This is a genomic window from Actinomadura logoneensis (assembly GCF_003428695.1).
Taxonomy (GTDB): Bacteria; Actinomycetota; Actinomycetes; order Streptosporangiales; family Streptosporangiaceae; genus Spirillospora; species Spirillospora logoneensis.
Genome location: NZ_QURH01000011.1, coordinates 1 through 10,841 on the forward strand (window position 1 = coordinate 1; position 10,841 = coordinate 10,841).

General features: G+C 70.6%; 11 protein-coding genes and 1 pseudogene. 7 read left to right on the forward strand and 5 right to left on the reverse strand.

Annotated elements, in window-relative coordinates; translation table 11 throughout:
• On the forward strand, positions 1-245 hold a 245-nt coding region (locus DZF91_RS43020; RefSeq protein WP_407920861.1), incomplete at its 5' end, for a hypothetical protein.
• A gap of 14 nt (positions 246-259) precedes the next feature.
• Here DZF91_RS43020 and DZF91_RS43025 read toward each other — a convergent pair.
• From DZF91_RS43025 to DZF91_RS00705, 4 genes and pseudogenes are all read right to left on the reverse strand, one after another.
• Positions 260-400, reverse strand: a pseudogene (locus tag DZF91_RS43025) (FmdB family zinc ribbon protein); the annotation flags it as partial.
• 191 nt (positions 401-591) lie between these two features.
• Complete coding sequence (locus DZF91_RS00695) at positions 592-2,082, reverse strand: potassium/proton antiporter (protein WP_117355583.1); 1,491 nt, start codon at positions 2,080-2,082, stop codon at positions 592-594.
• A 122-nt stretch (positions 2,083-2,204) separates the two neighbouring features.
• Positions 2,205-3,194, reverse strand: a complete 990-nt coding sequence (locus tag DZF91_RS00700) for an NAD(P)-dependent oxidoreductase (RefSeq protein ID WP_117355584.1) — start codon at positions 3,192-3,194, stop codon at positions 2,205-2,207.
• A 547-nt stretch (positions 3,195-3,741) separates the two neighbouring features.
• The gene (locus tag DZF91_RS00705) at positions 3,742-4,347 is read right to left on the reverse strand and encodes a 5-formyltetrahydrofolate cyclo-ligase (RefSeq protein ID WP_235833962.1); all 606 of its coding nucleotides are present in this window, start codon (positions 4,345-4,347) and stop codon (positions 3,742-3,744) included.
• Between the two features lie 18 nt (positions 4,348-4,365).
• On the opposite strand from DZF91_RS00705, the gene galU reads away from it, so the two are divergent.
• The 5 genes from galU (at position 4,366) to DZF91_RS00730 (ending at position 8,406) form a co-directional block, all read left to right on the forward strand.
• On the forward strand, positions 4,366-5,292 hold the full coding sequence (galU, locus tag DZF91_RS00710) for a UTP--glucose-1-phosphate uridylyltransferase GalU (RefSeq protein WP_117355586.1): 927 nt from the start codon (positions 4,366-4,368) through the stop codon (positions 5,290-5,292).
• Between the two features lie 51 nt (positions 5,293-5,343).
• Positions 5,344-6,552: a molybdotransferase-like divisome protein Glp gene (glp, locus tag DZF91_RS00715; protein WP_117355587.1), complete on the forward strand. Its 1,209-nt coding sequence runs from the start codon at positions 5,344-5,346 to the stop codon at positions 6,550-6,552.
• Entirely contained in the window at positions 6,549-7,052 is a 504-nt protein-coding gene (gene moaC / locus DZF91_RS00720) for a cyclic pyranopterin monophosphate synthase MoaC (protein WP_199486317.1), read from the forward strand. Before glp ends, moaC begins: the two co-directional genes overlap by 4 nt.
• A gap of 23 nt (positions 7,053-7,075) precedes the next feature.
• On the forward strand, positions 7,076-7,561 hold the full coding sequence (locus DZF91_RS00725) for a MogA/MoaB family molybdenum cofactor biosynthesis protein (RefSeq protein ID WP_117355589.1): 486 nt from the start codon (positions 7,076-7,078) through the stop codon (positions 7,559-7,561).
• Between the two features lie 137 nt (positions 7,562-7,698).
• Entirely contained in the window at positions 7,699-8,406 is a 708-nt protein-coding gene (locus DZF91_RS00730) for an SIS domain-containing protein (protein ID WP_117355590.1), read from the forward strand.
• Positions 8,407-9,017: 611 nt separating this feature from the next.
• On the opposite strand, the gene DZF91_RS00735 is transcribed toward DZF91_RS00730, so the two are convergent.
• A complete protein-coding gene (locus DZF91_RS00735; protein WP_117355591.1) occupies positions 9,018-9,797 on the reverse strand; it encodes a DeoR/GlpR family DNA-binding transcription regulator in 780 nt (259 codons plus the stop codon).
• Between the two features lie 66 nt (positions 9,798-9,863).
• Between DZF91_RS00735 and DZF91_RS00740 the strand changes: the two genes are divergently transcribed.
• The gene (locus DZF91_RS00740) at positions 9,864-10,772 is read left to right on the forward strand and encodes an SIS domain-containing protein (protein ID WP_235833964.1); all 909 of its coding nucleotides are present in this window, start codon (positions 9,864-9,866) and stop codon (positions 10,770-10,772) included.
• Positions 10,773-10,841: the final 69 nt, after the last annotated feature.

Genomic DNA, 10,841 nt, shown 5'->3' on the forward strand with positions numbered 1-10,841 from the left:
CCTCGCGTGCGCGAGGACCCCGGCTGCCGGGAAGTCGAAGAAGAACCGCCGGCGGTCAGGCGACCTTCTCGGACGACGTCGAGCCGCTGCTGGACGAAGACGTGGCCGAGGAGGAGGAAGCCGACGAGGAGTCCGAGGAGGACGCCGTCGAGGAAGAACCGTCCGACGAGCCGTTGCCGGACGCCTTGCCGTTCGCCGGGGTGCTGACCGTCGAGGACGATCCGCCCCGGCTGTCGGTGCGGTAGAAGCCCGAGCCCTTGAAGATGATCCCGGCGGCTGAGAAGACCTTGCGAAGCTTGCCGCCGCATGCCGGGCACTCGGTCAGCGCGTCGTCGCTGAACTTCTGCACGACCTCCAAGGGCTCGCCACACTCGGTGCAAACGTACTGATACGTCGGCACGGTCCCTCCTTGTTGCCTCAGACCGGGGGTTCCGGACTGGCACTCACCGTAGATGACTGCTAATGGTACCGATGTACTGAACAGGATTCGCAACCGATCTGTTCCCAGCGCCGGTCGCGTGTCCGCTCGTGACGGACGAATCCCCAGCTCAGAAGCGCCTCTGGCCCCTCTTCGCGTTCGACCGGCTCCCGCTAAACCCCCGTTTCGCCGAACCAGCCCGCGAGCTTGCCCCGGCGGCTCACCGCACGCAGGCGGCGTTCCGCGAGCTGCCTGACCTCCGCGGTGGTGACGACCAGGAGGGTGTCTCCCGCGCGCAGGGTGGTGGTGGGTTCCGGGACGAAGCTCTGGCCGTCCCGCACCACCAGGGTGATCGACGCCCCTTGCGGCAACCGCAGTTCGAAGATCTCGACGCCGTTCAGGTGGGAGTCGTCCGGAATCCGGACTTCCAGCAGGTCGGCGTGGAGTTCTTCCAGGGGGGCGGCTTCGACGCCCAGCTCGCGTGCGCGCGAGTCGTCCTTCAACCGGCACCAGCGGGCCACCAGGGGCAGGGTCGGCCCCTGGAGGAGGGTGAACAGGACCACGACGGTGAAGACGATCGCGAACAGCCGGTCGGCGCCCGGGACGTCCTTCACCATGGGAATCGTGGCGAGGACGATCGGGACGGCGCCGCGCAGGCCCGCCCAGGACGCGAACAGCTTCTCGCCGAGGCTGAAGTTGAACCCGATCGTCGAGATCATGATCGACAGCGGGCGCGCCACCAGCAGCAGGACGAAGCCGATCACCAGGGCGGGGACGATCTGCGCGGGGAGGTCGGCCGGGGAGGCCAGCAGTCCGAGCATGACGAACAGGCCGATCTGGGCCAGCCAGGCGATGCCCTCGGCGAAACCGCGGGTGGCCGGACGGTGCGGCAGGCGGGCGTTGCCCAGCACCAGCGCGCTCACGTAGACCGCCAGGAAGCCGCTGGAGTGCAGCAGGTTCGCCGCCCCGTACGAGCCGACCGTCATGGACAGCACCGCGATGGGGTAGAGGCCGGACGCGGGGAGCGCCATCCGCCGCAGCATGTAGACGCCGGCCCAGCCGACGGAGAAGCCGATGAGGCCGCCGACGGCCAGCTCGTAGACCATGACGCCGGCGAGTTCGACGAGGTTGGGCGCGTGGCCCGCGGCCTTGGCGGCGCTGAGCGTCACCACGACGATCACGACCGGGGCGTCGTTGAAGCCCGATTCGGCTTCCAGGAGGCCCGTCAGGCGCGAGGGGAGCGGTAGTCGCCGCAGTACCGAGAACACCGCCGCGGCGTCGGTGGGGGCCAGGACGGCGGCGAGGAGGAACGCCAGCCGCCAGTTCATGTCGAGCGTCCACGCGGCGGCGACCGCGACGACGCCGATGCTGACCAGGGTGCCGAGGGTGGACACCGACAGCGCCGCGGGCACCGAGGAGCGCACCTTCTGCCAGTCGGTGGTGATTCCGCCCTCGGCGAGGATGAGGACCAGGGCCGCCAGGCCGAGGACCTCCGCGAGCTCCGCGTTGTCGAAGCGGAGGCCGAGGCCGGACTCGCCGATCAGCAGCCCCAGGCCCAGATAGGCGAGGAGGGTGGGGAGCCCCGCGCTTGTGGACAAGCGCACCGCGACGATCGCGCAGAGTATGAGAGTGGATCCGAGGAGTAGCCAGAGGTCGAGCTGCACATCCCACCTTTCGCCCAGGTGATCGTTAAGAGATCCTATGCAATGCGTACATCAATTGCATAACGGGCGTTCAGTAATCCCGCTGACCTGGGCGTTCGAAGATCTCGGGGACGGCGGCCGGGCTACCGCCGCTCGATCTTGGGCGGCAGATCGTTGATCACGTTCCGGACCGGACGGCCCTCCACGGCCGCCCGCACGTTGTCCTGGATGACGACCGCGCTGTTGATCTGCGCGTGCGTCGTGGCCCACGCCGCGTGCGGGGACAGCAGGACGCTCTCGTGCGCGCGCAGGGGGTGGTCGGCGGGCGGCGGCTCGGTCTCGAAGACGTCGACCGCGGCGCCCGCGAGGTGACCCGAGTCGAGCGCCGCCAGGAGGCCGTCCTCGGGGACGATGCCCGCGCGGGCGATGTTGATCAGCAGGGCGCGGGGCGGGAGGAGGGCGAGCTTGGCCTCGTCGAGCAGCCCCTGGGTCTCGTCCGTCAGCGGCAGGGCGACCACCAGGATGTCGGAGTGCGCCAGCAGGTCGTCCAGTTCGCGGAAGGTTGCGGGCGCCTGCGGACGGGGGCGGCGCGTCCAGTAGGACACCGGGCAGCCGAGGGCCGAGAACAGCCGCGCGGCCTCCGAACCGATCGCTCCGTAACCGACGATGCCGACGCGCTGCGTGTGGAGCTCGCGTCCCCCGCGCACGAGCATTTCCATCTGCGGCCAGTCACCGGCACGGACGGCACGGTCCGCCCATGCCAGACCGCGGCAGAGCGTGAATGCGGCGCCGAGAGCCCATTCGGCGACCGCGCGCGCGTTGACCCCGGCCGTGTTGGCGACGCGAATGTTCGCCAGGGTGAGCGCTTCGACGTCGACGTTGTCCGAGCCGACCTGCGGCAACTGGACGAACGACAGCCGGGGAGCCGCCGCCACGGCCTCGGCGTCCAGGGAGAGTTCACCGGAGAAGTCGGAGATGACGACCTCCGCCTCCGCGATCGCGGCCAGCAGCCCCGCGCGGTCGCGCGAGGCCGGGAACGAGACCTCGACTGCGTCCCCCAGCGGTGCGAACAGCCCCCGGACGATGTCCTCGCCCAAGGGCGCCAGCGCCAGCACGTTCCACGGTGTCGTCATCCCGACCTCGCCGTCCCTTCTCCCACCCATGACCGGTCGCGTGCGCACGAGGATCCGTCAGCGCCGGGACGCCGCCAGAGCCTGAGGGCCCTACGACGGACGCCGCATGTGGACGGGACCGACTCCGGTCAGGGGCCGCCCTGTCGGAGCGCCCGTCCCACCGCGTTTACCCGTCCCGCTCGTCCGGCCGCGTCCGACCATGGCTGCCCGCCTGCAGCCGTCGGTATCGCGACGTCCCGACACAAACGCCACTGACGCGAACGCCACTGACGCGAACGCCACTGACGCGAACGCCACTGACGCGAACGTCCTGACACCCAGCCGACGTGCGTCCGTCTCGTGCGCGCCCGCCTGCTGTTGCCTGCCTGCCCGCCTCGTCCGTTTACACGCCTTCACCGACCCGCCTTTGTGTCCGCCTCATGCGCGCGCACGTCGGCACAGCCTGGACGGACGACCGCGTAGTAGAACCCCGTCCCGGCGACCCACACGCCGAGGCGGAGACACAGCGAACCGAAGCGGCCGACAGATCTCCGTGTGCGGGGCCACCCTAATTGGCGCCTCGCAGCAGGTGAAGCCCTGACTCCGGCGTCACGGCCGCCCGGACGCGCTGGTCGTGCGGCTCGCACGGCAGGGTGTCCACCAGTTCGCCCTCGTAGAGGAGCGCCACCGAAAGGACGGCCGGGCTCACGCGCGCGAGGGCGCGGTCATAGGAACCACCGCCACGACCAAGGCGAACACCCGTCCGGTCCACGGCCAGCGCGGGCACGAGGACGACGTCCGCGCTGGCGATCGCCTCTACGCCGCGCGCGGGCTCGGTCGGTTCCAGTAGGCCGAACTTGCCGGGCGTAAGCGAATCCGGCCCTTCGTAGGAGGCCCAGTCGAGTTCGCCGTCGGGAAGAACACGGGGGAGGAGCACGTAAGTGCCGCGTTTCCACAGCGCGAACAGCAGTCCTTGGGTATCGGGTTCGGAGGCGAGCGAGACGTAGGCGGCGACCGTCCCGGCCATCTCCACCTCCGGCACCTCCAACAAAGTGTCTCGAAGGGAACGTCCCGCCGCCGAACGGACGTCAGCGGACAGTTCCGCGCGGTTGGCCAGGAGTTCAGCCCGCAGTGCGGCTTTGGAACGGATGTCGTGCACGCTGTGGTCCTTCACGATGACTAGGGTCTCTACATGGCCGACTTCGCACCTGTACGCAAGGCCGTCGTTCCGGCGGCAGGGCTCGGGACCCGATTCTTGCCCGCCACCAAGGCGACCCCCAAGGAAATGCTGCCCATCGTCGACAAACCTGCGATCCAGTACGTCGTCGAGGAAGCCGTGGACGCGGGACTCTCGGACGTGCTCATGGTCACAGGACGCAACAAGCGTTCCATCGAGGACCATTTCGACCGCGCGTACGAGCTCGAGGAGGCGCTGAACGCCAAGGGCGACGACGAGCGCCTCGCGTCCGTCCGCGAGTCCGCGGACCTGGCGATCATGCACTACGTCCGGCAGGGCGAGCCGCGCGGCCTCGGCCACGCGGTGTACTGCGCGCGCCAGCACGTGGGCCGCGAGCCGTTCGCCGTGCTGCTCGGCGACGACATGATCGACGCCCGCGACCCGCTGCTCAAGCGCATGATCGAGGTCCGCGAGCGGTTCGGCGGCAGCGTCGTGGCGCTGATGGAGGTCGAGCCCGACCAGGTCTCCGCCTACGGCTGCGCCGCGATCGAGGCGACCGGCGAGGACGACGTCGTCCGGATCACCGACCTCGTCGAGAAGCCCGCGCGCGACGAGGCGCCGAGCAACTGGATCATCATCGGGCGCTACGTCTGCGACCCGGCCGTCTTCGACGTGCTGGAGAAGACCCCGCCCGGGCGCGGGGGCGAGATCCAGCTCACCGACGCGCTGCGCACCCTCGCCGACACGTCCGCCGAAGAGGGCGGCGGCGTCTACGGCGTGAAGTTCCGCGGCCGCCGCTACGACACCGGCAACAAGCTCGAGTACCTGCGGACGGTCGTGCAGTTCGCCTCCGAGCGCGAGGACCTGTCCGCCGAGTTCATGGCCTGGTTGCGCGAGTTCGTGCGCGCGCAGGACGCCGCGGACGCCGCGAAGGACGCGTGACGTTCCGCTGGACCACGGACCACGCGTGACGAGCCGCCGGAAGGACGGACGATGAAAACGGTCGATGAGCACCTGGCGGACATCCTGGCCGCCGTGCCGGTGCTGCCGCCGCTGGACCTCGCGCTTCTCGAAGCGCGCGGCGGCGTGCTCGCGGAGGACGTCACCGCCCCGGTGCCGCTGCCGCCGTTCGACAACTCGGCGATGGACGGCTACGCGGTCGTGGCGTCCGACATCGCGGACGCGTCCGCGCAGACGCCGGCCACGCTACCCGTCATCGGGGACATCGTCGCAGGTGACGGCGGTGTGGCCGCGATCCGTCCCGGGCTCACCGCCCGCATCATGACGGGCGCGCCGCTGCCCGCCGGAGCGGACGCGGTCATCCCGGTCGAATGGACCGACGGCGGCGGCACCACCGTCCGGATCAACCGTTCGGCGCCCTCGGGGCACTACATCCGCCGGGCCGGCGAGGACGTCCGCGAGGGGCAGGTCGTGGCGTCCGCCGGGACGCGGCTGGGCGCCACGCAGCTGGGCATGGTGGCGGCCGTCGGACGGTCCCACGCACTCGTCCGGCCTCGTCCGCGCGTGGTGGTCCTGTCCACCGGCAGCGAGCTGCGCGAGCCCGGCTCGCCGCTCGCGCCGGGGCAGATCTGGGACTCCAACAGCTTCATGCTCACCGCCGCCGTCATCGAGGCGGGCGGCCTCGGCTACCGGCAGAGCACCGTCGGGGACGAACCCGACAAGGTCCTGGAGACCATCGAGGACCAGCTCATGCGCGCGGACGCGATCGTCACGTCCGGCGGCGTGTCCATGGGCACGAGGGACGTGGTGAAGGAAGTCCTCACCGGTACCGGCAGCGTGGAGTTCCACAAAGTCGCTATGCGTCCCGGTAAGCCGCAGGGGTTCGGGTTGCTGCACGGTACGCCCGTGTTCACGCTGCCTGGCAATCCGGTCAGCGCCTATGTGTCGTTCCAAGTGTTCGTCCGGCCCGCCCTACGCGCGATGCAGGGCCTGCCACCCGAACCGCTGCCGACCGTCACGGCCGTACTGGACCGTGACCTCAAGTCGCCCGCGGGCATCCGCCACCATCTGCGCGCGCGGCTGAGCTACGGCCCGGGCGGCTACACGGTGTCGCCCGCCGAAGGGCAGGGCTCCCACCAGATGAGCTCGCTGGCCTCGGCCAACGCGCTGATCGTCCTGCCCGAGGACGTCGAACTGGCGTCCGCGGGATCCAACGTCGAGGTGATGAGGCTGCCGTCATGACCATGGGATCGGAGTTCAGCGGGTTCACCCACCTGAACGCCAAGGGCGCGGCCCGGATGGTGGACGTGTCCGCCAAGTCCGTGACCACGCGCACCGCGACCGCGACCGGCTTCGTCCGGCTGTCGCCCGCGTGCGTGTCGGCTCTGCGCGCGGGCGCGGTCCCCAAGGGGGACGCCCTGTCGGTCGCCCGGATCGCGGGCATCATGGGCGCCAAGCGCACCCCGGACCTCGTCCCCCTCTGCCACCCCATCGCGCTGCACGGCGTCGAGGTGGAGCTGTCCGTCGAGGACGACGGCGTGGCGATCGAGGCGCTCGTCCGGACGGCCGACCGCACCGGCGTGGAGATGGAGGCCCTCACCTCCGTCACCGTCGCGGCGCTGGCGCTGATCGACATGGTGAAGGCCGTCGATCCGTCCGCCGTCATCACCAACGTGCGCGTGGAGGAGAAGACCGGAGGCAAGACCGGCCGCTGGCGCCGCGACACCGGCTCCGCCCGCTGAAGGTCCGCAGAGGAGGGCGCTCGATGATCCGCGCGTTGGCGGTGACCGTTTCGAACCGGGCTTCGGCCGGTGTGTACGCGGACAAGTCCGGCCCGGTGCTGGTCGCGCTGCTCGCCGAGGCCGGGTGCGAGGTGGACGGTCCGCGCGTCGTCCCCGACGGCGAACCGGTCGAGGCGGCTCTGCGGGAGGCGGTGTCCGAGGGATACGACGTCGTCGTGACGACCGGCGGGACGGGGCTCACTCCGACCGACCACACCCCGGAGATGACCCGGCGCGTCCTGGACCGCGAGATTCCGGGCATCGCGGAGGCCATCCGCGCCGTCAGCAGGGACACCGTGCCCACCTCGATCCTGTCGCGCGGGCTGGCCGGAACCGCCGGTCGGACCTTGATCGTCAACCTCCCCGGCTCGACCGGTGGAGTCCGGGACGGGATGGCGGTACTGGCCCCGGTCCTTGCCCACGCCGTCGACCAGATCGCCGGTGGGGATCACCCGCGACCTGCCTCTTGACCTGCGGAAACGCGGAGTTGTCCACAGTTCGGCGGTGAGCTTTCGGTAGGGTCGGCGGCTTTCTAGGCTCGTGGACATGGACATCACAGAGGGTTCACGAGTCGGCCGGAACGACGGACCATGCCGGTGTGAGCGGGATGAGCGACGCGTACTTCGACGCGGTCACCGAACTGCTGCGCACCGTCCGCGACGCGGAGCGGGAACGAATCGGCGCGGCGGCAGAGACGACGGCGGAGGCGCTGGCCGCGGGACGCCGACTGTTCGCGTTCGGCAGCTCGCACTCGGCGCTTCCGGTGCAGGACATCGTCTACCGCGCGGGCGGCCTGATGCTGGTCAACCCGCTACTCGCTCCCGGCCTCGGCGGGGTCGAGACCCGGCCCGCCACCCTCGGCACGGAGCTCGAACGGTTGCCGGGGTACGCGTCGGTGCTGCTGGAGAACAGTCGGGTTCGGCGAGGCGACGTCCTGATCGTGGTCTCGGTCTCCGGACGGAACGCGCTTCCGGTGGAACTCGCCGAGCTGGCAGTCGCACGTGGAGTGACCGTCATGGCGGTGACGTCCCGTGCTTACGGCACCCGCCTGGCCGAGGTGGCCGACATCGTCCTGGACAACCACGTTCCCGTCGGGGACGCGGTGCTCAGCGACCCGGGCGTCCCGGAGGCTTTCTGTGCCGCGTCCGGTGTGGTCGTCACCGCCATGCTCCAGGCACTGACCGCCGCAATCATCGAACGCCTTCTCGCCCGGGGGCTCACCCCACCCGTCTTCCGTTCCGTCAACCTCCCTGGAGGCACCGGCCACAACGCCCGACTCCTCAAGGCGAACGCCGACCGCATCTTCTACCTGTAGCCAAAGACGGCACGGGGCAAGGGAGAAGCCCCAGCGCACTGCGACACGGCGTCCCGCCGGTCGGGGTGCGGTTGTGGAGGGACGGCGCGGACCTGGTCTGCGAGGTCGGCGACCACGGCTACTGGGGGGACTTCAGCCCGCTGGCCGGGTTCGTCCCGCCGCAGGCGTCACGTCACGGTGTCTCGCACCATGCCATGTCACGCATGCCACGTCACGCCATGTCACGCCGCGCCGCGCCGCGTCACGCCACGGCATGACCACGGCATGCCACACCACGGCATGGCACACCACGGCATGGCACACCACGGCATGGCACACCATGGCATGGCACACCACGGCATGGCACACCACGGCATGGCACGCTACGCCACGTCAGGTCGCGCCGCGCCACGCCGCGCCAGGCCACGGCATGGCGCGTCAGGCCACGGCATGGCATTGGGTGGCACGCCAGCGGGTTTCCGAGGAGAGCAGCTCTCACGGCTTGCCGCAGCTTGCCGACGGCTAGTGGCGGGTGATCGGGAGGTGCTGAAGGTGAGCTCTCGGGAGGCAGTGTTGGGCAGCTTCTGAGATTCGGCTTGGGCTTGGCGGTTGGGGCATTGGCTCGGCTCGGGTCAGGTGCGGATGATTTCGACGCCGGCTTCGGTGAAGGCGGCTGCGGCCTCGTCGGTCAGGGTGTCGTCCGTGACGAGGGTGTCGATCGTCGTGGTGTCGCAGATGCGGGCGAAGTCACGGCGTCCGACCTTGGAGCCGTCGGCGACGACCACCACGCGGTCGGCGCGGTCCGCGAGGAGGCGGTTGACGGCGGCCTCGTCCTCGTTCGGACAGGTGGCGCCGTGCTGGGGGGAGACGCCGGTGACGCCGAGGACGGCGACGTCGAGGGTGACGTGGTCGAAGATGCCCGCGGCCAGCGGGCCGGTCAGTTCGTAGGACTGGGGGCGCGGCACACCGCCGGTGAGGACGATCTTCACGTGCGGGCGGACGGCCAGTTCGCTGGCGATGTTGAGGGCGTTCGTCACGATCGTGAGCGCGGGGCGGCCACCGCCGGGGTCCGGCCGGGTGGCGAGGACGCGGGCGACCTCGGTCGTGGTGGTGCCGCCGTTCAGGCCGATGATCGCGCCCGGCGGGACGATCCCCGCGGTCGCGGCGGCGATGCGCTGCTTCTCGGAAGCGTGCCGCGCGGTCTTGTACCGGAGGGGGAGGTCGTAGCTGACGCTGTTGGCGACCGCGCCGCCGCGGGTCCGGGTGAGCATCTGCTGCTGGGCCAGCTCGTCGAAGTCGCGCCGGATGGTCGCGGCCGACACCGCCATGCGCGCGGCGGCCTCCTCGACGCTCAGCTGCCCGGCGTCGGCGAGCAGTTCCAGCAGCGCGTTCAAGCGTTCGTGACGGGTCACGCAGGGGAGTCTAGCTGTGCGCGGCCTTGTTACTTTGTGTCTGCTTGAGATAAGAAACGAGCATTAATGAGCATCGAGTGGGGGAAGGTCGTCATGACGGGGAACCACACCGCGGCCGAGATCGGCTCGCAGCCGGACCTGTGGCGGCGCGCCGTGAGCGACGTGGCGGACGGTGCCGCCGCCGCGCTGCCGCGTCCGGGCGAGCGGGTCGCCGTCGTCGGGTGCGGCACGTCCTGGTTCATCGCCCAGGCGTACGCCGCGCTCCGCGAGGCCGCCGGGCAGGGGGAGACGGACGCGTTCGCCGCCTCCGAGTTCCCCTTCGGCCGGCGTTACGACCGCGTGCTGGCGCTCACCCGGTCCGGGACCACGACCGAGGTGCTGGAGCTCCTCGACCGCACCGACCTGCCCACCGTCGCCATCACCGCTGATCCGTCCACGCCGGTGATGACGGCCGCGGACGAGCTGATCGTGCTCGACTACGCGGACGAGCGTTCGGTCGTCCAGACCCGGTTTGCGACGAGTCAGCTCGTCCTCCTGCGCGCCCACCTGGGGCAAGACCTCGATCGCGCCATCGCGGATGCGGAAGTCGCACTGGCGGAACCGCTCCCCGAAGCGGCGCTCGCGGCCGAGCAGTTCACCTTCCTCGGGCGCGGCTGGACGGTCGGCCTGGCCCACGAAGCCGCGCTGAAGATGCGCGAGGCCGCAACCGCGTGGACCGAGTCCTACCCGGCCATGGAGTACCGGCACGGCCCCATCGCGATCACGGGTCCGGGACGGGTGGCGTGGATGCTCGGCGACCCGCCGCCCGGCCTCGCCGACCAGGTCGCGGGTGTCGGCGGCACCATGCTCGTCAGCCCGCTCGACCCGCTCGCCGAACTGGTGCGCGTCCAGCGTCTCGCCCTGCACCTCGCCCTCCGTGCCGGTCACGACCCGGACACCCCGCGCAATCTGACCCGCTCAGTGATCCTCGGCTGATGCGCTCTCGTCCCGCGCGCCGAACCGGGTCCGAGGCTGAGACCGAGACCGAGACCGAAGTCATGGCCG